The 26,711-nt window shown below is 67.5% G+C and carries 25 protein-coding genes; 12 read left to right on the top strand and 13 right to left on the bottom strand.

The features are described 5' to 3' along the window. The first annotated feature begins 283 nt into the window (after window positions 1-283). Both IG98_RS0118660 and IG98_RS0118655 read left to right on the top strand, forming a co-directional pair. The gene (locus tag IG98_RS0118660) at window positions 284-913 is read left to right on the top strand and encodes a hypothetical protein (protein WP_030913489.1); all 630 of its coding nucleotides are present in this window, start codon (window positions 284-286) and stop codon (window positions 911-913) included. 41 nt (window positions 914-954) lie between these two features. Further along, complete coding sequence (locus tag IG98_RS0118655) at window positions 955-1,164, top strand: hypothetical protein (protein ID WP_030913487.1); 210 nt, start codon at window positions 955-957, stop codon at window positions 1,162-1,164. A gap of 87 nt (window positions 1,165-1,251) precedes the next feature. On the opposite strand, the gene IG98_RS53375 is transcribed toward IG98_RS0118655, so the two are convergent. Beyond that, window positions 1,252-1,482, bottom strand: a complete 231-nt coding sequence (locus IG98_RS53375) for a hypothetical protein (protein ID WP_245651636.1) — start codon at window positions 1,480-1,482, stop codon at window positions 1,252-1,254. On the opposite strand from IG98_RS53375, the gene IG98_RS0118650 reads away from it, so the two are divergent. Continuing rightward, the gene (locus IG98_RS0118650) at window positions 1,372-2,241 is read left to right on the top strand and encodes an NAD-dependent epimerase/dehydratase family protein (protein WP_245651632.1); all 870 of its coding nucleotides are present in this window, start codon (window positions 1,372-1,374) and stop codon (window positions 2,239-2,241) included. The genes IG98_RS53375 and IG98_RS0118650 overlap by 111 nt on opposite strands. Before the next feature lie 5 nt (window positions 2,242-2,246). On the opposite strand, the gene IG98_RS50605 is transcribed toward IG98_RS0118650, so the two are convergent. Further along, window positions 2,247-2,414 (bottom strand): hypothetical protein, encoded by a 168-nt coding sequence (locus IG98_RS50605; RefSeq protein WP_157594404.1) that lies wholly within the window; start codon window positions 2,412-2,414, stop codon window positions 2,247-2,249. 130 nt (window positions 2,415-2,544) lie between these two features. Between IG98_RS50605 and IG98_RS45030 the strand changes: the two genes are divergently transcribed. The 3 genes from IG98_RS45030 (at window position 2,545) to IG98_RS0118630 (ending at window position 5,259) form a co-directional block, all read left to right on the top strand. Then, window positions 2,545-3,705: a sensor histidine kinase gene (locus IG98_RS45030; RefSeq protein WP_051752416.1), complete on the top strand. Its 1,161-nt coding sequence runs from the start codon at window positions 2,545-2,547 to the stop codon at window positions 3,703-3,705. After that, window positions 3,702-4,343, top strand: a complete 642-nt coding sequence (locus IG98_RS0118635; protein WP_030913482.1) for a response regulator — start codon at window positions 3,702-3,704, stop codon at window positions 4,341-4,343. The genes IG98_RS45030 and IG98_RS0118635 overlap by 4 nt, the downstream gene beginning before the upstream one ends. A gap of 181 nt (window positions 4,344-4,524) precedes the next feature. Further along, window positions 4,525-5,259 carry a hypothetical protein gene (locus IG98_RS0118630; protein ID WP_030913480.1) on the top strand — a complete coding sequence of 245 codons (735 nt, stop codon included), beginning with the start codon at window positions 4,525-4,527 and terminating at the stop codon, window positions 5,257-5,259. A 214-nt stretch (window positions 5,260-5,473) separates the two neighbouring features. On the opposite strand, the gene IG98_RS0118625 is transcribed toward IG98_RS0118630, so the two are convergent. From IG98_RS0118625 to IG98_RS0118615, 3 genes are all read right to left on the bottom strand, one after another. Further along, entirely contained in the window at window positions 5,474-6,535 is a 1,062-nt protein-coding gene (locus IG98_RS0118625; RefSeq protein WP_030913478.1) for a DUF6461 domain-containing protein, read from the bottom strand. Window positions 6,536-6,989: 454 nt separating this feature from the next. Beyond that, a complete protein-coding gene (locus IG98_RS0118620) occupies window positions 6,990-10,955 on the bottom strand; it encodes a NucA/NucB deoxyribonuclease domain-containing protein (RefSeq protein ID WP_169750141.1) in 3,966 nt (1,321 codons plus the stop codon). Window positions 10,956-11,076: 121 nt separating this feature from the next. Further along, a complete protein-coding gene (locus IG98_RS0118615) occupies window positions 11,077-13,278 on the bottom strand; it encodes a DNRLRE domain-containing protein (RefSeq protein ID WP_030913474.1) in 2,202 nt (733 codons plus the stop codon). Between the two features lie 935 nt (window positions 13,279-14,213). Here IG98_RS0118615 and IG98_RS54870 point away from each other — a divergent pair. The 3 genes from IG98_RS54870 to IG98_RS0118600 are packed head-to-tail and all read left to right on the top strand — an operon-like array spanning window position 14,214 to window position 16,228. Beyond that, on the top strand, window positions 14,214-14,567 hold the full coding sequence (locus IG98_RS54870) for a hypothetical protein (protein WP_425428060.1): 354 nt from the start codon (window positions 14,214-14,216) through the stop codon (window positions 14,565-14,567). 3 nt (window positions 14,568-14,570) lie between these two features. Then, complete coding sequence (locus IG98_RS0118605; protein ID WP_084195469.1) at window positions 14,571-15,110, top strand: sigma-70 family RNA polymerase sigma factor; 540 nt, start codon at window positions 14,571-14,573, stop codon at window positions 15,108-15,110. After that, window positions 15,107-16,228, top strand: a complete 1,122-nt coding sequence (locus IG98_RS0118600) for a beta-propeller domain-containing protein (protein ID WP_030913469.1) — start codon at window positions 15,107-15,109, stop codon at window positions 16,226-16,228. Before IG98_RS0118605 ends, IG98_RS0118600 begins: the two co-directional genes overlap by 4 nt. Before the next feature lie 50 nt (window positions 16,229-16,278). Here IG98_RS0118600 and IG98_RS0118595 read toward each other — a convergent pair whose 3' ends face one another. The 5 genes from IG98_RS0118595 to IG98_RS0118575 are packed head-to-tail and all read right to left on the bottom strand — an operon-like array spanning window position 16,279 to window position 20,860. After that, window positions 16,279-17,055, bottom strand: a complete 777-nt coding sequence (locus IG98_RS0118595; RefSeq protein ID WP_030913467.1) for an ABC transporter ATP-binding protein — start codon at window positions 17,053-17,055, stop codon at window positions 16,279-16,281. After that, window positions 17,040-18,071: a FecCD family ABC transporter permease gene (locus IG98_RS0118590; RefSeq protein ID WP_211264023.1), complete on the bottom strand. Its 1,032-nt coding sequence runs from the start codon at window positions 18,069-18,071 to the stop codon at window positions 17,040-17,042. The genes IG98_RS0118595 and IG98_RS0118590 overlap by 16 nt, the downstream gene beginning before the upstream one ends. Continuing rightward, complete coding sequence (locus IG98_RS52570; protein WP_030913464.1) at window positions 18,068-19,057, bottom strand: FecCD family ABC transporter permease; 990 nt, start codon at window positions 19,055-19,057, stop codon at window positions 18,068-18,070. The genes IG98_RS0118590 and IG98_RS52570 overlap by 4 nt, the downstream gene beginning before the upstream one ends. Next, window positions 19,047-19,862, bottom strand: a complete 816-nt coding sequence (locus tag IG98_RS0118580; protein ID WP_030913462.1) for a siderophore-interacting protein — start codon at window positions 19,860-19,862, stop codon at window positions 19,047-19,049. The genes IG98_RS52570 and IG98_RS0118580 overlap by 11 nt, the downstream gene beginning before the upstream one ends. Continuing rightward, complete coding sequence (locus tag IG98_RS0118575; RefSeq protein ID WP_030913460.1) at window positions 19,859-20,860, bottom strand: ABC transporter substrate-binding protein; 1,002 nt, start codon at window positions 20,858-20,860, stop codon at window positions 19,859-19,861. Before IG98_RS0118575 ends, IG98_RS0118580 begins: the two co-directional genes overlap by 4 nt. Window positions 20,861-20,978: 118 nt before the next feature. On the opposite strand from IG98_RS0118575, the gene IG98_RS0118570 reads away from it, so the two are divergent. After that, on the top strand, window positions 20,979-21,800 hold the full coding sequence (locus IG98_RS0118570) for a helix-turn-helix transcriptional regulator (RefSeq protein WP_211264021.1): 822 nt from the start codon (window positions 20,979-20,981) through the stop codon (window positions 21,798-21,800). A 46-nt stretch (window positions 21,801-21,846) separates the two neighbouring features. Here the strand turns inward: IG98_RS0118570 and erm are convergent, their stop codons facing one another. Together erm and IG98_RS0118560 are read right to left on the bottom strand one after the other, a co-directional pair. Next, window positions 21,847-22,677 (bottom strand): ErmE/ErmH/ErmO/ErmR family 23S rRNA (adenine(2058)-N(6))-methyltransferase, encoded by an 831-nt coding sequence (gene erm, locus IG98_RS0118565; protein WP_030913456.1) that lies wholly within the window; start codon window positions 22,675-22,677, stop codon window positions 21,847-21,849. Between the two features lie 340 nt (window positions 22,678-23,017). After that, on the bottom strand, window positions 23,018-24,319 hold the full coding sequence (locus IG98_RS0118560) for a GH1 family beta-glucosidase (RefSeq protein ID WP_030913453.1): 1,302 nt from the start codon (window positions 24,317-24,319) through the stop codon (window positions 23,018-23,020). A 69-nt stretch (window positions 24,320-24,388) separates the two neighbouring features. Between IG98_RS0118560 and IG98_RS0118555 the strand changes: the two genes are divergently transcribed. Next, window positions 24,389-25,045, top strand: a complete 657-nt coding sequence (locus tag IG98_RS0118555) for a TetR/AcrR family transcriptional regulator (protein ID WP_030913451.1) — start codon at window positions 24,389-24,391, stop codon at window positions 25,043-25,045. Window positions 25,046-25,162: 117 nt separating this feature from the next. Here the strand turns inward: IG98_RS0118555 and IG98_RS0118550 are convergent, their stop codons facing one another. Further along, the gene (locus IG98_RS0118550; protein WP_030913449.1) at window positions 25,163-26,101 is read right to left on the bottom strand and encodes an aldo/keto reductase; all 939 of its coding nucleotides are present in this window, start codon (window positions 26,099-26,101) and stop codon (window positions 25,163-25,165) included. 103 nt (window positions 26,102-26,204) lie between these two features. Here IG98_RS0118550 and IG98_RS0118545 point away from each other — a divergent pair, with 103 nt between their 5' ends. Next, complete coding sequence (locus tag IG98_RS0118545; protein ID WP_342666827.1) at window positions 26,205-26,567, top strand: MerR family transcriptional regulator; 363 nt, start codon at window positions 26,205-26,207, stop codon at window positions 26,565-26,567. Window positions 26,568-26,711 lie beyond the last annotated feature (144 nt).

Below are 26,711 nucleotides of genomic sequence, written 5' to 3'. Positions count from 1 at the left end.
GTATCCCATCGCCGCGAGGCTCGCCGAAGATCTCCGGACCTGTGACGCGGCATCGTGGCCGGGCCCGGCGCGGGGGCCATTCGGAATCACTCGGATCAAGGAAAGCCCCGCTTTCGCCCCTCGGGGCGTTCTGCGGTCCACGAGGATCCTGGTGACTCCGTCGGGCCAGGAAGCAGGGAGAACGGTGCCTTCCAGTGCGCACCAGCCCCTCGAAATCCCCCGCCCGGCAGACGCCTCGTACCTTCCCGCGTCCCTACCCTGATCACGAAGCCAGGAGGGGCGCATGACCGGAACCGATCGACGTGGTTGGCAGGACACGGTGGCGAAGCCGGCGGAGGAGCGGCGCTGGGCGGACCTGTGGGACCTGGTCCAGCAGCGGGTCCCCCTCGTCGAGGCGGACCGGGTCCTGCCGCTGTTCGATGAGCGGTGGCGGCCGGACGGCCCGGCACGCCCCCTGTTCGACCTGCTCGCCGCGACCCCGGCCGGAACCGTGGAGGAGGCATGCGCCACCCTGACCGCCGACCCTTTGCTCGAAATCCCCGTCGACGGCTGGATCGTCACCGGCTCGTTGTCCCCGGACGGCCGATGGCTGGCGGTCTGCACAAGAGGTTGGGCGTCCACTCGCCGCCACGAACTCCAGGTGTTCGACCTTGACGACGGACGCCAGGTCGCCTGCCGGGCGGGCGACGCCGACTCCGGGGTGATGCTGAACAAGGGCACGTCCGTCTTCGGCATGGAGTGGATCCCACCGAACCACTTCCCCGGTCTCGTGCGCAACGCCGCGGAGAGGACGATGCTGCAGCCCGAGGAATTCTCCCTGATCGCGGCGCTGAGCTGGCTGGACCACGACCGCTTCGCGGTGCTGGCCCGGCACTACCCCCGGCTCGGCCGCGACCTGGAGCCCGCCGCCTGACCTACTACACCGGCGACGGCGGGCGTATCGAAGAGGTCACCTTGGAGGAGGACCTGGTCTGGGACGAGCGGGGCCTGAACATCCTGCCGTCGCACATGGCCGCCGACCTGTCCTTTGGCCGGCTCGCCGTGGACGGCCGTACGCTGCGCATCATCGAGCCGCCCTGCCATGTCCTGGCCCGCTCACCGGAACAGGAGCACTGTCGCGAACTGTGTTTTCTCAGTGAGGGTACGGGCGAATGTCGGGTTTGACCGCCCATGCGGATGAGCCGAAGCCGGAGCGACGCACCGGCTTGCGTTGACGTTAACGTCAAGGTTTAGCTTCGCGTATGGCGGTTCTCAGCCGCTCGGCGTGCCCGGGATGCGGCGATAGCCGGCCCGATCCTGGGATTCACCGGATTGCCCCTTCTGTCGTAAGAGGTCTGTGTGGAAGTTTTCATTGTCGGTGCCAGCGGATATATCGGCGGTGCGATCGCTGACAAGCTCATCGAGCAGGAACATGAGGTCGTCGGGCTCGCCAGATCGTCTGAAGCGGCGGACGCCCTTCGCCGGAAGGGCGTGAAAGCGCATCGAGGTGAGGTCGGGGACCTCTCGCAGTGGGTCGACAGGGCCGGAGAGGCCGATGCGGTGGTCTTCGCCTGGCTGGCACCCGATTCCGATGCGTTCCGGGATATGGACATCGCTGCCGTTCGGGCGGTGCTCGCCCGGCTGACCGGCAGCGGAAAGGCGTTCGTCTATGTGACGGGCTCACTGGGTACGGGTGATACCGGTCCGGATGTCGAGGTCGACGTCGACACACCTGACAACCCCCCGGCTTTTCTTCGCTGGCGTTCCGACCTCGAAGCCGAGATACGTCGCTCCTCCCACAGCGGTGTCCGGTCGGTGGTCGTGCGCGCCCCCATGGTGTACGGGCGCACCGACGGCTTCGTCGCGAGATCTCTTCTCGCCGAGGTCAAAACCTCCGGGCGGACGCACTACGTCGGTGCCGGCGACAACCTGCTCGCCTTCGTACATGTCGAGGACCTGGCGACGTTGTGTGCCCGCGCGTTGCAGGCAGCGCCGGCCGGCGCCCTGTATCTGGCGGCCAACGGCGAATCCTTGTCCTTCAGGGACTTCGCCATGCGGGCGAGTTCCGCACTCGGCGCCGGCGGCGCCGTCGCCTCACTGTCCCTGCAGACCGCCCTCGCCGTCATGGGGCCGTTCGCAGAGGCCCTGACGTACTCCCAGCGCCTGTCCAGCGCTGCCGCCGAACAAGGACTCGGCTGGAGGCCGACCATGCACGGTGTCGACGCGGAACTTCGTTCACTCGGGGCGGTGATGCGGAGTTGACTCCCTCACCTGTGCCGTAGCCAGGTGTAGTCGACCGGCTGGGCGGCGTTCCACTCCGCCTGCGCCGGCAGCGGGAACTCCTGCCGTCCGCACCACATCGCGACCTCCCGCGACGAGGTGGGCCAGCCCGCGACCGTGGCCGCGTACGTCGTCATGAACGGCTGCAGACTCATACCTACCTCGTCCGTTCCATGGGTCCGGGGTGCCTGCAGGTGGGGATGCCGATCGGTGGCTCAGGGAACTGGGGAACATCATTCCTTCGAGTGACGTGGACGCTCCTTACCTGCCCGCACAATTCTGGGCATGACTTCGAGCAACCTGCTACTGGAAAGAAAGATCGGCCCGGTCCCCGTCCTCGACGCGACCGTCGGGGTCGGTCTTGCGCTCTGGGCCGTCGGGTCGGCCTGGAGGGACGGCGGAATGTCGATGCCGTTCCTCCTGCTGGCGACTCTGCCGCTGGCCTTTCGCCGGGTGAACCCGCCCGCCGCGCTGGTCGCGACGTTTGTCGGCGGCGTCGGGCTGCTCCTCAACGGGGTCAATCCCCTGTCCAACCTCGCGATCGCCACGTCCGCCGCCCTCGCCCTCTACACCCTGCTCAGACCGCTGCCGCGGGCGCAGGCCTGGAGGGTGACCGTGATGGTCCTGGCCGGGCTGTTCATGCTGGGCCTGTCGCTGGTCTTGACAGGCAGGGGCGAACTCGCCCTTACCGTGGTGCCCATGATCGCGTTCTGTGTCGGCGGTATCGCGCTCCTGGTCGACCTCGCCCGCGCCCGAGGTGAGGTCAAGGAGGTCCGCCAGGAGAGCGTGGAGCAGATGATCACCGCGCAGCGCGAGCAGGCCGCCATGGCCGAGCGGGCTCGGATCGCGCGGGAGATGCACGACATCGTGGCGCACTCCATCTCCAGGATCGCGGTGGAGGCCGAGACCGCCCCGTACACGATCAAGGATCTCAGTGATCCGGCGCGTGAGGGTTTCGAGCAGATCGCGACCACCGCCCGCGAGACGCTGGTGGAGATGCGGCGGCTGCTCGGCGTGCTGCGCACCGACGGCGGGGCGGGCGGCACCTCGCCACAGCCGGGCCTGGCACGCGTACCCGAACTGCTGGAAGAGCACCGCAAGGCAGGGGGGACGGTCGATCTCGACATCATCGGCGACGCCGTCCCGCTGCCCGCGGCCGTGGACCTGTCGGCGTACCGCATCCTGCAGGAGGCGCTGACCAACGCCCGCTCCCACGCGCCGGACGCGAACGTGCGCATCGAGCTCGCCTACCTGCAGGACACGCTGGCCATCAGGGTGAGCGACGACGGCCCCGGACCTTCCCCGAACGCGGGCGGCCACGGCCTGGTCGGGATGCGGGAGCGGGTGGTCATGCTGGGGGGCTGGCTCAACACCGGTACGGCGCCCGAGGGTGGTTTCCTCATCGAGGCGGGCCTTCCGCTGACGCGGGTGGAGGCGGCGGCGTGATCAGTGTTCTGGTCGCCGATGACCAGAGGAGCGTCAGGCACGGTTTCGCCGCGGTGCTGAACGCCCAGCCGGACGTCACCGTCGTGGGCACCGCCGCCGACGGGGCCGAGGCGGTACGGCTGGCCAGGCAGTCCCGGCCCGACGTGGCACTGATGGACATCAGGATGCCGGAGCTGAACGGCATCGAGGCGGTCCGCCGGATCGTCGCCGAGCTGCCCACCCGAGCCCTCATGATCACCACTTTCGACCTGGACGACTATGTGTACGACGCGCTCTCCGCGGGGGCGAGCGGGTTCCTGCTCAAGGACGTCAGGGCGAAGGATCTGGTGGAGTCGGTCCGGGTGATCGCGCGGGGGGACGCGTTGCTCGCTCCCCAGGTGACCAGGCGGCTGATCGCCGAGTTCGCCAGGCAGCGGCCCCGCTCGCACCCTCCCGCCGACCTCACCCCCCGCGAGCTGGAGGTGCTGCGGCTGATCGCGAAAGGCCTGTCCAACGCCGAGATCGCCGGGGAGCTGGTCGTCACCGAGCACACCGTCAAGACCCACGTCGCCCGGCTGCTGGCCAAACTCGGCCTGCGCGACCGCGCCCAGGCCATCGTCCACGCCTACGAGTCGGGCCTCGTCGTCCCCTACGCCTGAACGGGCAGGTCATCGACCTCTGCCGGGAGCGTTCGCTCCGATGAGCGGCCCCGAGTCCCTCCACCTGCTCTCCCCGCGCTCTCCGGCCGTGACCGGTTCCCGGCGCCGGAGCGACTTCCGCGTGCCGCGGCGCCCCTGACGGGACGGTTACCCTGTGAGCCGATCACCTGGAGGTGGCGTCATGGTCGATCGTCCTGAAGGCGGGCAGGCGGGGCTCGCCCTGGGCTGGCGGATGCGGGACGGGCGGACGCTGGTCGCCGGGCCGTCGGAACCGTGGGACATGGGTCCTCCCGGCCTCGATGAGATCTTCGGCGGTGAGCCCGCCGACCCGGGCGGTGTGGGCGTTCGCACCTACTACGCGCTGGACGCCTCGGGAGCGGTGGACCGGGTGTACGACACCCGGGTGTTCTCGCTGGAGGACGAGCTGTACGTGACGACGTACCAGGTCGAGGAGAACGCGCTGTATGTCCACCAGTCCAGCTACGACCACCGTTACGCCGAGGCGCGGCACGAACGGTCGCTCGAATGCGCGGGGCTGATCCCGCTGACCCCGGCACGGATACCGCCGTGGGAACAGGTCCTGGCCGCGCTCGCCGAGCTGGCCGGCCGCGAACAGGCCGAGGCCGCGGTCCGCAGGGGCGGGCTCGACGCGGTACGCGCCGCCTTCACCTCGGCGCTGCCGGAGCACCCGGGGGACGGCGTGCTCCGGTTGGAGCTGACCCTGGAGGGGGAGCGGCCGGTCGTACGGCTGAGCGGAGGGCACGTCCTGTGGCGGCCCACGGAGGTGGACCACACCTACAAGGAACTGCTGGCCCTGCTGCGGGCCGTCCTGCCCGTCAGGTACGGCGACGGCCCGGTCGAGCTCGTACCGTCGCAGGACATCGTCGACCACGCTTTCTGGGACCCCTGGAACTGACGGCGACCGATCTTTGGCCCCGCGCCGCGCGACGGCTCAGGCGGTCGGCACCACCATGGGGGTGCCGGTCACCGGGCCGGGTCATCAAGCCCGCTGCGCCTACGGCTTCCGCAACACCGTCAATTAACGACTCCGATCACGCTTCGCAACCACCTGCGCGAGCCGGAACCAAGCCATCCCCGTCTAAATCCATAGAGCCGTCATCGGGGAACGTTCACGGGTTGAAAACGGCGCAACGGTAGAGTACTTCCAGGAGAACCATCGAATCCTCATCTGCTCGGATCTTGCATGCCAGCCGCGTCACGGTCATTGCGGCCCGCCTTGGATTCGGATCCAAGGCACCAGCCAGGACATCCGTCGCCAGGATCCGCTTCTCCAGCAACCTGGCTTCACGCACGCTCATGCTTCGGCCTCGTTCTTTACGTTCCCGGCTGAGTTGACGCTTGAACGCGGACAGTTCTTCCCTGAGCTTGGAGTCGCCTGCCTGCTTCAGGGGCAGAGCCCCGAGCACCGCGTCGACGACAGGCGTGCGCAGGCCGAGTGCGGCGACAACTGTGCGCGAGGCAAGAGCGATTATCTCTTCGAGATGTCCAGGAGGGTCAGCCAGGATGGGAGCCAGATCAGGTTCGCCGACCACTGGATGGTTCTCGTATTCCCAGGGGACCAGGTCGTCTGGAAGGTACCGGGTGATGGCATATCGGGTGTGAGTCCGCCTCAGCCAGTCGAGATCGAGAGTGACACCCGTGACGCGTTCCGCCAGAGCGAAGGCTGCTGCCTTCCACTCGTTCACTTTCCCGGCCCAAGAAAGGCCTCCCATCGAGGCGTCCAGGTCCTGCAGCGCCTTCCCCCATCTCTGGCCTTCGGCACCGTCAGGGCGAATTTCGACCCGTGACTCCCCTCCACGCCAGTATCCGAACTGCAGGGAGATGTCGGAACCGCAGTAGACGTAGAACGTCTCGCTGTTCAGCGACAGGCCTCGCAGCACTTCCGGCCGGGCTCCCTGCAGGCCGTTGGGCTCCAATACGACGCTCCAGTCGCCCAGCGTTCCGATCAGAATGACGCCTCCATTCGGGAAGTCATCCCTCTGCAGCTTCTCATCGGCTTCGTCGGAGACCTCGGACAGTCTTCTCGGCTCAGTGGAACCGAGGTCTGCGCTGTATCCAAGAGCAACCTCGCGGACCGGGCTTTCACGTGTCCAGGTGACACACATCCTTTCCTTGAGCAGCCACTGCTCCTGGAGTAGGTTTCGGTAGTGACCGAGAAGCTCTCGCGACATCAGGTCTCCCGTATCAAAACGGACCGCGGCTATTCAGCGAAGGTGGCCGGGTCGGGTTGTTGAATGAGAAAAGGTGCATCTGGCCTGCAAGGATGTGTTTGCTGAAGTCATATCCACGCAGGATCGGATGCACCTTTTTGGTGAACGATACTATGGGCCGGAGGTGCGAACTGTCGGTGTCCGCGACCGGAAAGAACCTCATCGGACATGCTGGAACCGTACTGCTGCGCGGCTGCGCCTACCGCACCGGGCTGATCACCGTCCTGAGTAAGGAAAAGCCCAGCGAAGCTCTGGGAGCGCGGGGTGGTGCTGATCTCGGTTGCGAAGGCCCGCCATCCTCACCCGAGGGACAAAACGGGAAATCGACCACGCCAGGCGAACCTCGGTCGCCCTTGATGAATCGAGGTGGACTCGCGGCCCGCGACATGGTCGCGGGCCACGAGTTCATCACATGTCAGTTCGGAATATTTACGTAGAATCTTTGGAACGGAGAGGACCTGAAAACTCCATTGTAGTCGGATCCCAACACTCGCCAGGTCTGGAAGAATCCACCCAGCTTACTCCCGACCCACTCGTTGTGCTTCCACCAGATGTAGTCCACTCCCACGTTCAGCCTGTTTTCGAACCATGACCCCTCATATGTCGATGCGAAGGGGAACTCGTCGCAGTCATAGCCTCGGTCGGTCGGCTTAGGCTCTCCGGTTTCTACAAGCATTATCGCGCAGTACGAGCGCGACTTGTTGCGGTTGTTGTTTTTCGATTTCTCACTGGTCATGCGATGCAGGGGGCCGCTTTCAGGCGTTCCAGGGATGATCTTCGGTTCGTCTGTCTTTTTGGGAAATGTCTCGGACGGGACGTTTTTCTCTTCCATGTCCTCCAGGACACGACGGATGAGATCCGATGATTCGTTCATTACCGGCATGCCGTTCTCGTACTCGTAAATCATCGGCACGTTGAAGGTGGGTACCGCGGAAACGAAGACGCATCCACCGTAGTAGGTCGTGAGCTCCTCCGACGTATCGCAACGCACGGGTTCATCGAGCATCTTCGTTTCGATGTACCGCCCGTTCTGCCCCGGCCCCACCCATGAGGTGCTCAGTACGGGATGGAGAGAACAGGTGGCGAGCTTGTGAACGGACTGAAAGCTCTTGTCCTTTCCTGACCTGTACTCGAAGTACTCCTGCGGATTTGATCTCCACGCCGCGATGGTGCTCGACCGTCCTCCGGCCTTGAGGGTGCACGCTTCCTGGCTCGGATAGCCGATCGCGGGTATCTGAAGGTTGATCTCGTCGATGTTCTCTTCCCACAGGGGCGTGGGCGTGTCCCAGATGTACTCACCCTGATAGAGGTTGATTTGGTCGATCCGAGCCCAGATTTTTATGGTCCTGCTGTCGATACCACCGTTGCCGGCGTCGATCTCCTGATCCGAATCGCCCAGCTTCCCCCCGGCGAAGGTATGACCAATGACGCTGAAGAGGAACTCCACCTTTCCTCTCGACTTCCATTCGACCTGGCAGTCGCACGGCGTGTTTATCTTGATCTTGACGTAGCGCACCTTGCCCACGGTCCTGACCGAGCACCAGTTGTACGCGTTCTTGATCCATCCGTGCGGATGGGTTTTCTTGCTGTTCGCCTTCTTCTCCGCCCAGCAGTTGCTGAACTGGAAAGGCCTGCCGTAGGGGAAGTTCGCCGGGGCCGCCTGGGCGACCATCGCCGGGCCCTTCGCCGCGGAGACATTCTGAGGGGTCACGAAGGAAGAGCTCTGAGCTGCAGTGTCGACCTTCAATGACTGCCAGTCCGACCACGCCCCCACGACGGTCCCCGTGCTCGCCCGGGCTCGCCAGCGAACCAGCCAGCCGTCGGCCAGTTCGCCGTTGGGGACCTGGACGGAGCTGACACAGGCGGTGCAGACGTCATCGTCGTGCGCGGTCCAGATGGAGCCGCTGCCCTGGCTCTGCGGCGCGGACGGGTCGTGCTCGACCTCGTAGTCGATGGTGAAGGTGCGACCCGATTCGTCGGATACATACACGCCGAGCATGGGAGTGACCGACGAGGTCACCTCCTCGGTGTCCCCCACCGACGGAGACACCCAGAGGTCACTGATCTTCAGCTCCGGTGTGCGCAGTGCCTGCCATTCAGACCAGGCGCCGATGACCGTGTCGGACACCGCGCGGGATCGCCAGCGAACATCCCAGTTGTTACCCAGCGTGCCGCCGGGCACCTCGAAGTCTGCCAACTCTCGCGTGTTCTGCACTGTGGTGCTGGCGGACCAGATTCTGCCCGTCCCCTGTGCGGGGGAAGCCGACGGGTCGTGTTCCATCTCGACTTCAACGGTGAACTCGCCGTCGTCGGACCCGGAGATGAAGACGTCTAGCAGCGGTGTGAGATTCTTCGCCACGATCCGTCCGTCGATCACATGCGAAGACCGCACCGACATGTCGTCGATCAGTAGATCCTGTGTCTTCATCGCCTGCCAGGCGGACCACTTGCCGACCACGCCGTCGGCGGTGGCCCTGGCACGCCAGCGAACCGACCAACCGCGGGACAGGGTCCCCGCCGGCACCGCAGCTGAGCTGCCGCACCCCGAGCACACGTCCTGCTCGGCGCCGCTCCAGATAAGTCCCCTGCCCTGACGTTCGGGCGCGGAGGGATCATGTTCGAGCTGGTACTCGACGGTCGAGTTGCGGTGGTCGGGGTCGGTGACATTGGCGCGAAGTTCGGTGCTGTAGGAGGTATAGGCGTTTCCGTCGTTGTCCTGCGGAGTGAAATAGAGGTCCTTGACCTTAGGTTTGTTCACGTCGATCGTGAGATCCTGCCACGGTGACCAGGGCGAGTTCCAGTCGCCGTCTCCTAGCCGCACCCGCCAGCGGGTCTGCCAGCCGTCGGAAAGGAGACCTGCGGGAACGGCGACCGGTTGGACAGCGTCACTGATGGGATCCGCGATGTTCTGCACGGTCGACCAGATGAGCCCGCTTCCCTGGGCCGTCGCCTTGGGATCGTGTTCGAGCTGGTACTCGATCCGGTCCGAACGGGTCCCGTTCTGCGTCCACGCGTAGACCCCGACGTACAGTTCCGGCGTCAGTGACAAAGTGACCGTCGTCTCGTCGTCCCAGGTCGAGGGAGTCACCCCGAACCTGTCAACGACGGGAGCGGTCACGCTGATCTTCTCCGCGCGCCACGACGACCAGGCCGAAGGCTCCCCGCTGCCCGTGGTGCGCGTTCGCCATCGGATGAGCCATCTGTCGGCGAGTGTGCCGGCGGGAACGCTAGCCTCCGCCACGCCGTACGCGCCGTCCAAGGTCGCCGCCACGGAGGTTGACCAGATGAGCCCGCTGCCCTGCCCCTCGGGAGCGGAGGGGGCGTGCTCGATCTGGAACTCCACCGCAGTCGAGGTCATCGTCAGGTCGACGAAGTTCGCCCAGAGCCTGGGAGCGGCGGCGAGCAGGACATCGGTGTTCTTGTCGGCGTCCTCACCCGTCGGCCACGCGTCACGCCAACAGCACAGCGGCCGGGAGAGGTTGACCTCCACCGGCATCCAGACCGACCACTGGGAGGTTCCGCTGGAGGTGACCGCCCTTGCCCGCCATCGGATCAGGGAACCGTCGGCCAACTTCCCCTCGGGAACCTGTGGCGCGGCCCAGCCCCAGGAGTCCCGAAGCTGTGTGTCGACGGTTGTCGACCAGATCGACCCGCTGCCTTGGGCGGGTGGGGCCAAGGGATCGTGCTCGACTTCGTACTCGATGCGAAGGCTGTCGTTGGCCGCGGGGTCGAACGCCTCGGCGTAGAGTTCTGGCGTCGTGGTGGTCGTGACCGCCCTGCCGTCCAGTTGCTCCGACGGCGTCTGGTCAAGCCAGCCAATGACCAGATCGTGGGCGTTGACCGTCATATCCCGCCAGTCCGACCAGCCCAGCGCGCCGTCACCGGTTATCAGGCGGGCTCGCCAGCGTGTCTGCCAATTATCAGCTAACAGGTCTTCGGGGACCAGCGCTTTGGTTTCCCATTCGGAGATCTCAACCGAGGTGGACCAGATCAGCCCGGTTCCCTGCCCGGAGGCGGAAGGATGGTGTTCGAGCTCGTACTCGACCCGGACCGCGCCGTCGGCGAACGGATACGCCACCAGCTCAGGGGTCTTGGACAGGACCACCGTCTGCGAGTCCATGGCGGGAGTCGCCTTAAGGGTCCAGATGCCTGGCGCGTCACCGGTGAAAGGAACATCGATCTTAAGCGTCTGCCATGCCGACCAGGCCGTGACTGACTTCCCGGCAAGGACGCGAGCTCGCCACACCACCTGTTTGTCGTCGTTCGCCCAGCTTGGGGGAACGACGATGCCGGCTCGTTCTCCTGAGGAGACGTTATCGACGGCGCCCGACCAGGCTCCCTCGCCACGGCGGTCGGGGTCGTCCTTGAGCTGGTACTCCACCCGCATGGTCCGCCCAGCGGAATCCACCGGCCACACATGCAGTCGAGGCCGGTCGGATCGGGTCGTCAGCACTCCGTCGACCACCGTCGCGGGTGTGACGTCGAAGTTGGCGATCTGCGGGTCAGTCCTGCGCCCACACCAGCAGTTCCGGAGACAGCGAAGACGTCACCTTCACACCATCGACCACCGTCGCCGGAGACACATCCAACGCCGTGACCACCGGCTTGGGAAGGTCCACCCGCAACTGCTGCCAGTCCGACCAGTCGGATGTAAGAGCGCCCGCGCTGACCACACGGGCCCGCCAACGAGCCTTCCAGCCATCGGCCAACTTGCCTGCGGGAACCTCCCGGCCCAGATCTGCCCGGTCCCTTGACCTGTCCTGCGCCCACACCAGCAGTTCCGGAGACAGCGAAGACGTCACCTTCACACCATCGACCACCGTCGCCGGAGACACATCCAACGCCGTGACCACCGGTTTCGGAACTGTCGTGAAGGACCACGTGTGGGTTTCCATGGTGTTGTGGAGGGCATCCTGGGCACCGCTCACTTCGACGGTGTACTTCGTGCCGGCGGAAAGCGGCTGACTCGGGGCGAAGGTCAGGACCTTGCCGCTCGCGTCCAGTGACGCACTGCCCTGCACCGCCGTGCTCGAGGGATCCTTCAGTGAGAGCTGTGCGCCTGTCACCGGCTCGTCGAAAGTGGCTCTCACCTGTGCGCCGACCGCGACGTCCACGGCCGCGTCAAGAGGGCTCGTCTCCGTCACCTGCGGAGGGGCGTCATCGGTGAACGTGTCGTCGATCGGCACGTTGGGCAGGTCGTCGGTGTCCACCGAGTATGTCTCGTTCAACGCGGCTTCCTGCTTCGCCGCAGCCTCCTCGAATGAGACCGGCGTTGGCGGGGGAGCCACGCTCCGTGTTTCTATCTGGTTTTCCAACGCTTCTTCGTATGTCGGGATACTGCTGTCGGGATACCCGTCGCGCTCATAGGTGATCTCGACCTCGTCGAGCACCTCTGGTATGGCCGGCTGGTACCCGATCACGAGCTTGGGACCGTCGCCGAGACAACAGTAGTTCTCCGAAGAACGGTAACGGCGCCAATTCTGGAGGTCGGAGCCGTTGATGGTATTGAGCTGGAATCCGTAGTTCGGCGCGCCGTCGGCCCATGCCTGGGTGATGGTATCCACACTGTGGATCAGTTCGTGCTCGTAGTCCATGTAGCCGTTGGTGCAGTCGGGACTGTACCCGGCGTAGTTGGGGCTCTCATCGGAGGTCGTGACGAACGGCTGGTTGGACCACGACAGGCTGGAAACAGACCAGTTAGTGGTGATCCGCCGGGCCATGATGCCGGATCCGACGTTCATCCCGCAGTCATGGGACTTGTAGTTCCAGAGAATGAGGTTGGCGTCGTCCACCTGCGCACCCCAGAGCGGTGAGTCCTCCGGGATGTTGAACTTGATGTACGCGCGCCAGGTTTTCGTTCCGCTGTTGGACTTCCCCACCCAGAGCGACTGCTCCCCGCTCTTGATCCAGCCTTCGGTGAAGTCATCGTTGTTGATGTAGGTGTCGTCCACGTACTGGGTGCCGCTGTAACCGATCCACTCGGAGGAGGTGGCAGTCATCGTCACCGGGTAGGTCACCGTGGGGTCGGAGAGGAAGGCTGCGTCGGGGGTGATGACCACTGAGGTTCCGGTGGCGGTCTTCTCGATCGAGGTGGTCGCCTTTCCCACCTGGCCGTCCTCCGGCCCGCTGTTGAGATCGGAGGCCACCGCGTCCATCATCGGGACCGTGGAGATGTCGGCGATCAGCTTCTTGCCTTTGTCCGCGAGAAGCAGGGTCTTGCCTGAGGCGTTCTCACGCAGACTGACGCCGGCGGGCAGTTCTATCGGAACGCGGAGCTTCAGTTTCTCCTTCGGGCGTTCCCTGATCACGATTTCCTGATGGAAGCCCGCGGGGGTCGAGACGACGACCAGGTCGACGTTACGCCCATAGACGGATTGATATTCGGCCTGGTTTCCCGACAGGCGCGGCTTGGGCAGCCTAGTCGGCGAAGAAATCTCGGTGGACAGTCGCCTGCCGCCGGTTTTTGCTGTCTCTCCCACCAGCGTCAGCAGGCGGGTGTCCCCTCCGTTGGAGAGGGAAAGGTCCACGGCCGTTGTTCGTGGTTTGACGATACCGTTCTCCACGATGAGAGTGGGATCAACGGGAAGCCATTCTTCGTTCCGCTTCACCCGAATGGGATCGGTGTGGAACTCGGTTTTCAGAGATTTTCCGTCACTGGTCGCGTACGTAGTGGAGGTCTCGGTTCGAAGAGCCTCGATCTCCACGTCTCTGCCTTGCTCTTTCGCTTGCTTTCTGAGTGTTTCGACAGAGCGGTGGTCGGCCGTGGTCGTCGATGCCGACGATGGTCCGGGATTGGCTGTGGCGGGACTCGTGGCGACGGTGGTGAACAGTGAAACTACCACAGTTGTCGTGGTTAGTCCTGCCAGCAATCGCCGACCATTCCCGCCGACAGCAAGGGGGGAGCGCGATCTTTTCAAACTTCGCACACATGCCCAATCATGAATAAATGAATAGTTGCAACATCTATATGATCTTCGGGGTGCCGTTGCAATGTGATATAAATCACAATTTTCGATTGTTGTGCTCTGCCTCGCGAAGTCCCATGATTTGTACTTGTCAATGCCACTCGTAATCATGGCAGCTCTACGAATTTAGGCGGGGATGGCTCGATTCCGGCTCGTATGATGGTTGCGCAGCGTGATCGGAGTCGTTGCTTGACGGTGTTATGGGAGCCGTAGGCGCAGCGGGCTCGATGACCCGGTGGCCCCTTCACTCTTCAGCCGTGATCCACAAGAACCGCAGGCGTCTTACATCGGGGGCCAGTTCACCCATCGCAGTCACTCACCGTGATCTGAAATGGGGCTGCTCTACGTGGCAGGGCCCTGGCGTTCCCGGGTTCTGATGCGGTATGGCGACGTTGAGCGTTTGGCCAGATGGAAGATGAAAGAGCGCGACTTCTGCTGATCTTTCAGGTCTCAAATCCGAAGATCGCCGCAGGAGTCGCGCGCGTGTCCCCATTTTCCCCGGCCAACTCCTGCTGCGTCCCCCTTCTTGACCAGCTCACCGACCTGGCGTTGCGGGAAGCCGAACTGACGGCTGATCCTGTCGTGGTGGAATCAGCGTTGATGTGCCGGTTGGCGGCTGTAGCCGAGCGGGGCCCAGCCTGCGGGCTTGGGCCACCCGGACCTCGCAAGCAGTGATGGAGCGGCTGGGCGCCTACCGTGATCCGTTCGCCGGCCAGTTCATCGTGCCCAGCGAGCGTACTTTCCGTCGGGTCCTGGCCGACCTGGACGCCAACGCGCTGGACACGGCGATCAGCAGTTATTGTGCCATGGGGCGGACCAGGCCGAGCAGCGACAGGGGCGAGGGCGGCGCGGAGCGTTCGCGGAGCTGCTCCTGGAAGAGCACCGCGCACTTGACGGCCAGGGTCTCGCGGTGCCAGTCGAGGAAGGTGTTCAGCAGTCACCGACACCTACCGGACTATCACGCCCAAGCGCCCGACGAACTGAGCGGTCCCGGGAAGCAGCGGATCGGGGAGGGCAAGCGTTCCTAGAGTATGAACGCTGAGATATCGCGGCCGGCGAAATGGGCGTCCCAGGCGCGAGGTCTGCCCGCGGTCCCGGCTGAGGCTCTGCTGACGGCCCTCTACCGCAGCCACAGGCTCGACCTGATACGGCTCGCGGTACTTCTCGTCGGCGATCGGGAGACAGCCGAGGACATCGTTCAGGACGTGTTCGCCCGGTTGCACGGCCGCCGCCCTGAGACCCTCACGCTCGCCTACGTCAGAACATGTGTGCTCAACGGCTCCAGATCGGTGCTCAGACGACGGATGGTGGAGTCGCGCTGGACGGAGAGGGGCAAGGAGGCGCTCGACTCGTCGGAGACGGACGTGCTGCTCGGGGAGTCGCGCCGGGAGGTGCTGGACGCGCTGGGCAGGCTGCCGAAGCGGCAGCGAGAGGCTCTGGTGCTCCGCTACTACCTGGACCTGTCCGAGTCGGAGACGGCCCGGACCATGCGCGTCAGGGCGAGCACCGTCCGGTCCACGACCGCCAGGGCACTGGCAAGACTCCACCGCGAGCTGGGAGGCAACGCATGAGCAGGATCATCGAGGACCGGCTGCGCGACGCGCTGGCCGCCAGGGCGCGGACCGTGCGGGACGATGGTCCACCCCCGCCTCTCCCCGGACCGCGCCGCCTCCTGTGGGGGAGGTGGACGTTGCCGCTCGCGGTCGCGGTGGCGACCGTTGCCGTAATGGCCGGAATCGGGGTGACCGTACGGAGTGGGGAGAGCGGACGACCGCCGGTGCTCGCGCCCGCGACAGCCCCCGCGCCGCCGTTCTATGTCGCGGCCGTGGTGACCTCCTCCACGGTCACAACCAAGAACGCGACGCACACCAGCTCGACCCGAGGCCCGCTGGGCGTCTACGACAGCAGGACCGGTGAACGTACGGCGTGGTTGCCCGCGCTTGACCACAGCCAGGTCGCCGGACTCGGTGACGGCCGTACCTTCTTCATGGCCGGGAGAGAGCGGGAGGGCGCCCCGCTGCGGTTCTACCGGATCACCCTGACATCGGACGGCGAGGTCGGTGAGCGGGTCGCGCTGTCGCTCCCCGCCGATCTGCGAACCGAGACGCTTGATGTGCTGGCCGCCTCACCGGACGGGCGAAAGCTGGCGTACAGCGTCAGCAAGCCGGGGACCGACCGGATGCGCGAGGTGCGAGTGGCGGATGTCGTGACCGGCGAGGTGCGTCGCTGGCGTACGGCCAAATCCGGCTCCATCTACCGGATGGCCTGGGTGGGAGGCGCCCGCACACTGGTGTTCTCCTGGCAGGGCAACGATCGGCCGTTCGGCCAGGAGGCGATGCTGCTCGACACCTCCGCCGCGGGCCGTGACCTGTTGTCCGCCAAGCCGGTCGACGGCGACACGACCTTCTTCGCCGCCAGGCCGGGCGGATCGAGCTTCGTCACCCAGGAAGGGGGGAGAAATGTGAGGGCTCCCTCCCTGGTCGAATTCTCCGTGACCACCGGTAGGCGAGTGCGCGCGTGGGTTCCCCAGGAGTGGTTCAAACCGGTGGCGTTCGACGCGTCGGGGCGGGTGCTGCTCGGTATCGTCCGAGGTGGGGCTCCTGCCCGGCTGGACGGTCAGCGGGTGACCCGGATCAAGACGCCCGAACTGCCGCAAGGGCAGGACGTAAGGCTGGAAACCACCTGGTAGGGGCATGGTGACGCGCGGTTTCCGTGTTCGGGCCGCCTGGCGGGTGAAGGTCAGGCGGTCGGCACCACCATGGGGGTGCCGGTGACCGGGTCGGGGACGACGACGCAGGGCAGGTCGAAGACCTCTTCGATGAGCTCGGCGTCGACGATGTCGGCGGGGGCTCCCTCCGCGACGACGCGGCCGGCCTTCATCGCCACCACGTGGTCGGCGAACCGGCAGGCCTGGTTGATGTCGTGCAGTACCGCGATGATCGTGCGCCCCTCGTCGCGCAGCCGCGCGAACAGCTTGAGCAGCTGGTACTGGTGGGTGATGTCGAGGAACGTGGTGGGCTCGTCGAGCAGCAGGTAGGGCGTCTCCTGGGCCAGCACCATCGCGACCCAGACGCGCTGGCGCTGGCCTCCGGACAGCTCCTCGACGCTCCGCTCGGCCAGTTCCGCGACGCCGGCCGCGGCCATGGCCTCCTGCACGGCCCGCTCGTTCTCGGCCGACCAGGTGGACAGCATCGACTGGTGCGGGTAGCGACCCCGGGCGACGAGCCGTCGCACCACGATGTTCTCCGGGGCGACCAGGCCCTGGGGCAGGAACCCGATCTGTCTGGCGATGGCCTTGGGCCGGTAGCCGTTCACGTCGCGGCCGTCGAAGCCGACCGTACCGGCCGAGGGCCTGAGCAGCCGGACGAAGGAACGCAGCAGCGTCGACTTCCCGCAGGCGTTGGCGCCGACGATGGCGGTGAACGCGCCGTCGGGCACGTCGAGGTTCACATGCTCCGACACCACCCGCTCGCCGTAGCCGAGGGTGATGTCCTGGGCGGTCAGGCGCGCTGCCACGGTCGCCTCACTTCCTTGAAGAGCAGCCAGATGAGATAGCACCCGCCGATCGCGGTCGTCACGACACCGACCGGCAGCGCGACCGGCGCCAGCAGCAGTTGCGCGATGAGATCGGCGGCCGTCAGCAGTACCGCGCCGGTCAGCGCCGCGGGTACCAGGGGCACCCCGGCCGCGCCGGCGAGGCGGCGGCCGATCTGGGGGGCGGCGAGTGCGATGAACACGATCGGCCCGGCGACCGCCGTCACGGTGGCGGTGCAGCCGACGCCGACCAGCACGATCAGCAGCCGGAGGCGGCCCAGGCCCACACCCGAGGTGACGGCGAGCTCGTCGCCGAGCGCGGCCTGGTGCATCGCCTGCGACAGCGTGACGAGCAGCAGCGCGAGCACGCCGATGACCAGGAACGGCAGGCGTACCTCGTCCCAGTCGACGCCGTTCAGCGAGCCCGCGCTCCACCCGGTCGCGGCGATCGCGACGTCGAGCTCGGCACGGAGCACGATCCAGGAGTTGACCGCGGTCAGGATGGCGTTCATCGCGATCCCGATGACGACCAGTCGCAGGCCGCTGAGCCCGGAGTCCAGCGAGAGCAGGTAGATGGCCGCCGCGGTCAGCAGGCCGCCCAGCACCGAACTCGTGGCGAGCTGCGCGGAGGTCCCGTTCAGCAGCGTGATCGCGACCAGCGCGCCGGTATAGGCACCCGCGTCCAGGCCGATGATGTCCGGGCTGCCGAGCGGGTTGCGGGTGAGGTTCTGGAAGATCGCCCCGGCCAGCCCCAGGGCGGCGCCGAAGACGAGCGCGGCGGCCACCCGGGGCAGCCGCCACTCCCGGATCACCAGGGCCGAGTCCCCGTGCCCGGCGAGCGCGGCGAACACCTCCGAGGGCGCGGACCAGGAGGGGCCGTGGCTGAGGCCGAGGAAGGCCAGGGCCAGCGCGACACCGGCGAGCGAGAGCGATATCAGGAGCGTCCGGCGTTCGATCCTGACCGAGCGGGAACCCGCGCGCAGCACGACGGCGTTCACAGCGACGCCGCCCCGTAGCGCCGTACGGCCCAGATGAGCACCGGGCCGCCGAGGAAGGCGGTGACGACGGCCACCGGGACCTCGCCCGTCGGCAGCAGCACGCGCGATCCGATGTCGGAGACCAGCAGCAGGATCGGGCCGAGCACCATCGTGTAGGCCATCAGCCATGGAATCGAGCCGGCGGCCAGCCTGCGGGCCAGGTGCGGAATCATGAGCCCCACGAAGGTGATCGGTCCGGCCACGGCCGTGGCGGCGCCGGCGAGCAGGGTGACGAGTACGAGGACGGCGAGCTTGGTCCGTGCGGTGTGACCGCCGAGCGTGTGGGCGACCTGCTCGCCCAGGACCATGGCGTTCAGCGGCCTGGCCACCGCCATGGCAGCGACCAGGGCGATGCCGATCGCCAGCAGCGGGATGGTGTGCGACATCTGCTCGCGGCCGGCCAGCGCCCCGACGGACCAGAAACGGAACCGGTCGAAGACGTCGGGAAGCATCAGGCGCATGCCGAGCGAGAGGCCCGCGAGTACCGAGCTGAGGGCGACACCGGCCAGGACGAGCCGGAGCGGGGAGGTCCTGCCGACGGAGTAGACCAGGAGCACCGCGAGCACGGAGCCGGCGAACGCGAGCATCAGCTGCGCGGACTGCGACCCCGCGAGGCCGAGCGCGCCGCCCAGGTTGATGGCGAAACCGGCCCCGGCGGTCACCCCGAGGATGCCGGGTTCGGCCAGCGGGTTGCGGGTCAGCGTCTGGATCAGCGCGCCCGAGGCGCCGAGGGCGGCACCGACGAGGATGCCGAGGATCGTGCGCGGCACCCGGACATCGCGGATGATCAGATGATCGTCACTGCCGGCGTAGTCGGCGAAGGCACGCCAGATCTCGGCCGGCGCGATCGCGCGCGTTCCGACACTCACGCCGGCCACCGCCACCACGGCGAGCAGTGCGAGGGCCGCCAGGAGGAGCGCGGCCCGCGCCGGTAGATCAGTCCTCAAGCCCGGCAACTCCGCGCTTCCAGTATCCGGTGAACAGCGAGTCCAGCCGTCCCGCGCTCCACGAGCGCAGCGGCTTGATGTCACCCGCCTCCCCGGCCGCGAACAGGAAGGTCCGCTCCTCGGGCAGGGCCAGCGAGCGCACCGTCTCCGCGAGCGAGGAGCGGGTGCCCTCGCGGACCAGCCAGACGACCTCCAGTCCCTCGCGTGCCGCGAGCGGGTAGGCGTGCTCGGCGGCGTCGTCGGTCTCGATCACCACCTGGGCCGAGAGGTCGGCCGGGGACTCCTCCAGCCAGCGCGCGACCGCGGGCAGCGCGGTGGCGTCGACCGCGAAGACGTAGTGGCCGTAGTTGTGCGGGAACGCCTTGGCCCCCGGCGGACCGGCGATCGTGAGCTCGTCGCCCACCTCGGCGGTGACCGCCCACGCCGACGCGACCCCGCCCTCGTGGAGCACGAAGTCCAGGTCGAGCTCGCCGGCCTCGGCGTCGTACCGCCGTACCGTGTACTTGCGCGTCGTGGGCGACGGCTTCGGCCAGTCGAGCTCCAGGTGGTCGTTGGCGACCGGGTCGCGGCGGGTGCCGTCCGGGTCGGGGAAGACGATCTTGATGTGGTCGTCGGCCTGGTAGGTGTGGAATCCTTCGAGCCCGGGGCCGCCGACGGTCAGCCGGAGCAGGCGCGGGGTCACGTACCGGCGCGCGAGCACCGAGACGGTGCGGACCCCGATCGGGTAGCCGATACGCGCGGTGCCGGTTCCGGACCGGTGGTGGGCGGCGACGCGCTCCCTCGGGTCGCTACGGTCGACGCTCATCGGCCGAGCAGCGGCGCGAGCGCCTCGTCGATGGAGTCCAGCGTCTTGATGGCCGAGCCGTACGTCGCAGCCTCGGTGTAACGCAGCGGGAAGACCTTGCCGGCCTTGACCGCGGGCAGGTTCTTCCACAGCTTGGAGTCGAGGACGTACTGCACCGGCTCGCTCACCGAGCCGTCACTCTCCAGCGTGTACGTGATGGCGTCGGCCTCGGCGAAACTCTCCGGCAGTTCCTCGATCGAGGGGTGCTCGCTGACGTCGAGCGCGCCGCCGCCCTTCTTCTTGACCTCGCCGTAGTAGGTCACGCCGATGTCGGAGGCGATGTTGGTGCCCCACGACTCGGCGAACTCACGGTGGAACGTTCCCTTGGCGATGTCGCCGTAGGCGCCGACGTGGCCGAACTTCACGCCGTCCAGAACGCCCCTGTACTTCTCGGTGAGCTCGGCGGCCTTCTTCTCGTACGCCGCCTTGGCGGTCTCGAAGCCGCCCAGGCGGCCCGCGGCGTCGGACTGGCGGCGCGACAGCTCGCGCCAGGCGGAGGGGACGGTCGGGCCGATGGCCACGACCGGGGCGATGGACTCCAGCCGCTTCATGTCGATGTCGCCGAGGACCGGCTTCGGGACGCCGATGACGATCAGGTCGGGCTTGGCCTTGGCGACGGCCTCGTAGTTGGTCTCGGCGGCCGTCTCTCCCGCGATCTTCTCAAGCCCGTTGTACGTCGCGAGGTCCTCCTCGGTCATCATCGCCAGACCGCGTTTCCAGCCGGAGATGCCGACCAGGGGGGTGTCGGCCTCGATGAGCGCCGGCACCGCGTACCCGGTCGCGACGACGCGCTTGGGGTCGGCGGGGATCGTGATCTCGCCGTTGTCGGCGCTGAAGACGCGGGTCTCGGGCGCCGCAGCGGCGGATTCCTCGCCGGAATCGGTGGAACCGCAGCCGGCGACCAGGGCGAGGGTAAGGGCCAGAGCGCCGGCCAGGCGCCTGGGCTGTCGGGAGGACATGGGTGTGTTCCTTCAGGCTGTTGCAGAGCGGGAAAGTGGCCCGACCTCATGGTCAGACATTACTTAGGTTAGCCTTACCGAAACTTTTCCGATGTCGAGAGGGGGCCATCCAATGTCGATGAGAAGTCACTCTGTGACGGATGTCGGCCACTTCGGGACCGATCCGCTCTGGTGCGAGGAGTACGGCTACGGGCTGGGCACGCTCACCGGCGTCCTCGTGCTCAAGTACCGTTCGGCGGCCGTGCTCGAATTCGGCCAGAGCCGGCAGGACTTCCTGCACCAGCTCTACTGGTCGCCCGACGGCGTGCTCTCGACCTGGTACGGGGCCGACGCGCAGTTCGTGGGGGCGGGGGAGGCGTTCTGGGCGCATCGCGCGGTGAGCCACGAGGTGCGGGCGGCGGACCGGCAGACCGTGTACCGGATCTGCCTGCGCCAGGTGCCCGAGGCGCTCGGCGGGCTGCGGGCCGGCGCGGTGTCCATCGACGACGAGGCGGCCCGGCTCGTCCAGGCGATCGCCCGCCCGGGGTACGACGAGCAGGCGGCACTCGTCGCCCGCGAGCGCATCATGGCCGGACTCGGCGCGTCGACCAGTGACTTCGTCGGCCACCACGCCACCGGTACCGGATTCGCGATGACCGTCGCCCGCGCGCTGTCACACGACCCGGGCGACCCCGTCCGCCTTGAGGAGTGGGCCGAGCGGTTGCACGTCAGCGTCAAGACGCTGCAACGCGACTTCGTGCGCGAGTTCGGCATGCCCTACTCGCAGTGGCGCACCAAGCTGCGCCTGCGTGCCTCGCGGGTGCTGCTGGAGAGCCGGCCGGTGGCCGAGGTGGCCCACCGCGTCGGGTACGCGACCCCCTCGGCCTTCATCACGGCCTTCGCCAGGGAGTACGGATGTACGCCCGGCCGCTATGCCCTGCGCGAGGCCGACTCGGCCTGACCGAAAGGGCCGCACACCGCCCGGGTCCGGGCGGTGTGCGGGGATGTCAGCAGAGCAGCTCGAAGAGGGTCAGCCACCGGTCGGGATGGACGAACGCCACCACCGTGTCGCGGTCCACCCGCGCCTCCGCGAACGCGGCGTCGACCCGGTGGGCCGCGTACCGCATCCGCAGCGAGGCGTGCAGTGAACCGCCAAGTCCGGTGAAGCCGTACTCGACGAACTCGCGCCAGGCCGCGTCCCGCTCCGCGGGCAGCAGCCGGACACCGCGCGGCTCGATCCGCAGGATCGCCGAGTCGACGGCGGGCACCGGCCGGAAGCTCATCCGGCCGACGCGGCCGGCCAGTTCCCAGGAGTGACCCGGCCAGGTCAGCACGGTCAGCCTGCTCCAGCGGCCGAAGTCGCCGGACCGCTTGCGCGCGTACTCCAGCTGGGTGAGCAGGGTCGCCGAGGTGAGCGCGGGGGCGCGCAGGCACCAGTCGACGATCCTGGAGGTGATCGAGTACGGGATGTTCCCGGCGACCGCGAACGGTTCGCGCGGAGCCCGCGCGGTCAGGAAGTCACCCCTGATCACCTCGATTCCGTCGTCGCCGCGGGTGCGGGCGGCGAGCCTGCCCGCATGCCGCGGGTCGATCTCGTACGCCACGACCCTCGCGCAGCTCCCGGCGAGGGCGAGGGTGAGAGCACCGGTGCCCGCGCCCGGCTCCAGGAGCAGCCCGTGCGATCCGGCCGCGGCGGCCATCTGCCGGACGGCGTGCGGATCGACGAGGAAGTTCTGCGAGAGGGTGCGTCTGGCCCGGTCGCGTTCGCTGCGACCGTTGCCGTTTCTTACCTTTCCCTGGGTGTGTGAATGGTCTCCGTGCGCGAAGGAGTGCGCCACAGCCGTCGCCCTTTCGGGTCCGAGGTGAAAAAGGTCTCGGAAAGCCCTGGGCGCGCATCGGGGACGCGTGTGGAACGGAGTGAAGGTCGACGCGTCCCTAGCGGGCCAGAGCCCGGCTGCCGCGAGGACGGATCACATAGCCGACCAGAAGGTTGGCGAAGTACATGCACATGGCTCTGGACGCTACGGGCCCCTCTCACCGGCTCGCAACGGGTTTTCCACCCCTGCCCTCATCCACCGGCCCGCCACGGCACCGGCGCCGGGACGGTGGATCCCACCGCCCCGGCGCCGGTGCCGGCTCCTGGCGTACGCGGGTGTGTCGGGCCTGAAGGGCGTGACGTCAGCTCTGTGAGATCCGCCGGCGCAGCCACGCGTAGGAGGCCTTGGGGGTGCGCTTCCCGGTGGGGAAGTCGACGTGGACGAGTCCGAAGCGCTGGTTGTAGCCCTCGGCCCACTCGAAGTTGTCCAGCAGGGACCAGACGTAGTAGCCGCGCACGTCCACCCCCTCCGCCCGCGCCTGCTCGACGGCCCCGATGTGGCCGTCGAGGAAGTCGATCCTGGCCTGGTCGTCGACCGTTCCGTCAGGGGCCGGCTCGTCGGGCTGGGAGCAGCCGTTCTCGGTGACGTAGACCGGCGGGAGGGCGTCGCCGTACCGGGCGCGGAGGCCGACCAGCAGCTCGCGCAGGCCGTCGGGGACGACGGGCCAGCCGAAGGCGGTGGTGGGGTAGCCGGTGACGCCCGCGTCCTCGAAGGGGAGGCCCTCACCGGTGGGCGCGGCGATCCGGGTGGGGTTGTAGTAGTTGATACCGATGCCGTCGAGGGGGGCGCCGATCAGCTCCAGGTCGCCGTCCCGGACACAGTCCAGGCTCACCCCGTACGCCGACAGGTCGGGATAGGAACCGAGCAGCACCGGGTCGTTGAACAGGCGGTTGTGCAGGATGTCGTAGGCGTCGGCGGCGGCCAGGTCGGCGGGGTCGGCGGAGGCGGGCCAGACCGGCGTGCAGTTGTTGGTGATCAGGACCTGTTCCGCGCCGCGTGCCCGCAGCTCCCGCACGGCCAGGCCGTGCCCGAGCAACTGGTGGTGGGCGGCGGGGAGCGCGTCCAGGACCAGGGTCCTGCCGGGGGCGTGGGCGCCCAGCGCGTAGCCGAAGACCATGTGGACGAAGGGCTCGTTCAGGGTGATCCACATCGGGATCCGGTCGGCGAGCCGGTCGGCCACCGCCGCGGCGTACTCGGCGAAGCGGTAGGCGGTGTCGCGGTTCAGCCAGCCGCCCTCGTCCTCCAGGGGCTGCGGCAGATCCCAGTGGAACAGCGTGGCCGCCGGGACGATGTCCCGCTCGCGGAGCGCGTCGGTCAGCCGGTCGTAGAAGTCCAGGCCGGCCTGGTTGATGGCGCCCTTGCCGTCCGGCTGGACGCGCGGCCAGGCGATGGAGAATCGGTAGGAGTTCACGCCGAGGCCGGACATCAGCTCGACGTCCTCACCCCAGCGGTGGTAGTGGTCGCAGGCCACGTCGCCGGTGTCGCCGCCGCGGACGCGGCCGGGCTCGTGGGTGAAGGTATCCCAGATCGAGACGCCCCGCCCGTCCTCGGCGACGGCGCCCTCGATCTGGTAGGACGCGGTCGCCGTACCCCACAGGAACATTCCGGCCTCCAAATGTATGAGTCTGGCTCATGTTAACCCCCAGGCCTGCTCGTGGGGGATGATGGGGAGATGACGAACGTCTCCGGGGGAACGCTTCGCCGCCGCCCCGCCCAGCGCCGCAGCCTGGAACGGGTCGAGCGCATGCTGGACGAGTGCGCGCGGCTGCTGGACGAGGTCGGTTACGAGGCGCTGACCACCAAGGAGGTCGCGCGCCGCGCGGAGGTGCCGATCGGCACCTTCTACCAGTTCTTCCCCGACAAACAGGGGCTGGTACGGGCGCTGGCGCTGCGTAACCTGGAGGCGTTCCTCGGCCGGATCACGGCCAGGCTCGCGGAGGTACGGCTCTCCAACTGGACGGAGATGGTCGACCTCGCGATCGACGAGTTCGTCGCGATGAAGCGGGCCACGCCGGGATTCGCCGTCGTCGACTTCGGGGAGGTGCTCGCCGCACCCGGCGGGCCCGTGGTCCAGGGGACCGAACGGATGCTCGACGCCGCGCTGGAGAACAACGTCATCGTGGCCGACCGGCTCCGTACGATCACCGTCGAGCTGCTCGGCGCCCCGATCGACCCCGAGCTGGATCGGGTGCTCTTCGTCGCGGTCGAGGCCGCCGACGCGGTGCTCAAACTCGCCTTCCGCTCCCTGCCCGACGGGGACCCCGAGCTGATCGCCGAGTGCAAGCACCTGGTCCGCCGCTACCTGTCGGCGCACCTGCCGCAGGAATGACCCCGGGCGCCCGCCCGTGTTGGCAGGCGTTCCTGTCGGGGGAGGTGCGGTACCCGGTGTCCGCGCGGCGGGGTACGGCGTGGTCGCGGGCGGGCCCCCGGGCCTCCGACGGGTCCCTCAGCGGGCGGCGTCCAGGCGGGCGCGGTGCTCGCCGTCGAGCTTGACGTCCAGGGCGCCCAGGACCTCCTCCAGCTGGGCCACCGAACTCACCCCGACGAGCGGGACCGTCGTGACGTCACCGCCGGTCAGCCAGGCCAGCACCACCTGGTTGACCGTCGCGCCCAGCTCGTCCGCGATCTCCCGTAGCGCGGCGAGCCCGCGCGTGGTGCCCGGGTGGTCGTAGGCGTCCTGCATCGGCCGGTCCGGGCGGGTGTAGGCGCCGGCCATGAGCGCGTTGTACGCCCACAGGGTCAGACCTGGCTCGGTGCGCAGGTAGTCGAGCATGTCGTCCTCGACCAGGATGTGACCCGCATCGGGCAGCCGCGTCCCGTACCGGGGGTGCAGGTAGGTGTGGCGGAGCTGCACATGGGTGTAGAGCGGCCCGCCGGTGGCCCGAGAGGTGGCGCGGGCGCGCTCCAGACTCCAGGCCCGCACGTTGCTCGCGCCGATCTCACCGACCTTGCCCGCTCCGACCAGCTCGGCGAAGGCGCCCAGGGTCTCCTCCAGGGGGGTGGAGCGGTCCTCGATGTGGGCCCAGTACACGTCGACGTGGTCGGTGCCCAGCCGCCGCAGGCTGCCCTCGGCGGCGGCGGCGATCGTCGCGGCCGACAGGCCCTCGGCGAAGTCCAGGGTCCGGTCGCCGGGAACGGTCGGCCGGGCGCCGCACTTGGTGCTCAGCACCACCCGGTCGCGGTTGCCCCGGGCGGCCAGCCAGCGACCGAGGGCCAGCTCGCTCTCGTCGCCGCTGGCGCCCTCCTTCCAGAACGCGTAGTTGTTCGAGGTGTCCAGCAGGGCGCCGCCGGCCTCGACGAACCGGTCGAGGATCGCGAAGGCGGTCCTGTCGTCGAGGAGGGTGCCGAAGTACATGGTGCCCAGGGCGAGGGGAATGTGTGTCATGGAGACGACCTTGAATGCTGGAGTGGACTCCAGGTCAAGAGGGTTTCGTTCAGAGATTTTTGGGCTTGACCTGGAGTGGGCTCCAGGTGGCATGCTGCCTGATGTGAGTGTGTACACACCGGGACAGGTGGTGGAGGAGACCGGCTTCAGCCTCGACACGCTCCGCTACTACGAGCGGATCGGGCTGCTTGAGTCGATCGACCGCAACGCGGCCGGACAGCGCAGGTTCACCCAGAAGGACGTCGGCTGGCTCGGCATGATCCGCTGCCTGCGCGACACCGGGATGCCGATCGCGGAGATGCTCCGCTTCGCCGAGATGACCAGGGCGGGCGACCACACGGTCCGCGAGCGGATCGCGCTGCTCGAAGCCCACGACCGGCGGGTGCAGGAGCAGGTCGACAACCTGCGCGAGCGGCAGGTGGCGATCCGGAACAAGATCGCTTATTACCACTCGGTGGTCGACTAGGTCCTGTCCTGTGGATCTTGCCGTGACAAGGATCGGTCAGGTGGTGTCTCGCAAGGCGGAGGAGGGAGCCGCAGCGTGCTGCGGTGACCGACGACAACGCGGCGAGGCGCCGCCTGACCGACCACAGTAGGCAAAAGATCCGCA

Origin of the sequence: Streptosporangium amethystogenes (assembly GCF_000721075.1) — a bacterium.
Taxonomy (GTDB): Bacteria; Actinomycetota; Actinomycetes; order Streptosporangiales; family Streptosporangiaceae; genus Streptosporangium; species Streptosporangium amethystogenes.
Note: the sequence above shows the minus strand (reverse complement) of the source record. Positions and strands in the feature narration are given on the sequence as shown.

What these genes read in the sequence shown, in the direction of transcription:
- IG98_RS53375 (WP_245651636.1), bottom strand. Translation starts at nt 1,482, where the DNA reads ATGCGCTTTCACGCCCTTCCGGCGAAGGGCGTCCGCCGCTTCAGACGA.
- IG98_RS0118580 (WP_030913462.1), bottom strand. Translation starts at nt 19,862, where the DNA reads ATGAGCGTCGACCGTAGCGACCCGAGGGAGCGCGTCGCCGCCCACCAC.
- IG98_RS54870 (WP_425428060.1), top strand. Translation starts at nt 14,214, where the DNA reads ATGGAGCGGCTGGGCGCCTACCGTGATCCGTTCGCCGGCCAGTTCATC.
- IG98_RS0118550 (WP_030913449.1), bottom strand. Translation starts at nt 26,101, where the DNA reads ATGACACACATTCCCCTCGCCCTGGGCACCATGTACTTCGGCACCCTC.
- IG98_RS0118605 (WP_084195469.1), top strand. Translation starts at nt 14,571, where the DNA reads ATGAACGCTGAGATATCGCGGCCGGCGAAATGGGCGTCCCAGGCGCGA.
- IG98_RS0118555 (WP_030913451.1), top strand. Translation starts at nt 24,389, where the DNA reads ATGACGAACGTCTCCGGGGGAACGCTTCGCCGCCGCCCCGCCCAGCGC.
- IG98_RS45030 (WP_051752416.1), top strand. Translation starts at nt 2,545, where the DNA reads ATGACTTCGAGCAACCTGCTACTGGAAAGAAAGATCGGCCCGGTCCCC.
- IG98_RS0118630 (WP_030913480.1), top strand. Translation starts at nt 4,525, where the DNA reads ATGGTCGATCGTCCTGAAGGCGGGCAGGCGGGGCTCGCCCTGGGCTGG.
- IG98_RS0118570 (WP_211264021.1), top strand. Translation starts at nt 20,979, where the DNA reads ATGAGAAGTCACTCTGTGACGGATGTCGGCCACTTCGGGACCGATCCG.
- IG98_RS0118575 (WP_030913460.1), bottom strand. Translation starts at nt 20,860, where the DNA reads ATGTCCTCCCGACAGCCCAGGCGCCTGGCCGGCGCTCTGGCCCTTACC.
- IG98_RS0118625 (WP_030913478.1), bottom strand. Translation starts at nt 6,535, where the DNA reads ATGTCGCGAGAGCTTCTCGGTCACTACCGAAACCTACTCCAGGAGCAG.
- IG98_RS0118600 (WP_030913469.1), top strand. Translation starts at nt 15,107, where the DNA reads ATGAGCAGGATCATCGAGGACCGGCTGCGCGACGCGCTGGCCGCCAGG.
- IG98_RS0118660 (WP_030913489.1), top strand. Translation starts at nt 284, where the DNA reads ATGACCGGAACCGATCGACGTGGTTGGCAGGACACGGTGGCGAAGCCG.
- IG98_RS0118560 (WP_030913453.1), bottom strand. Translation starts at nt 24,319, where the DNA reads ATGTTCCTGTGGGGTACGGCGACCGCGTCCTACCAGATCGAGGGCGCC.
- IG98_RS50605 (WP_157594404.1), bottom strand. Translation starts at nt 2,414, where the DNA reads ATGAGTCTGCAGCCGTTCATGACGACGTACGCGGCCACGGTCGCGGGC.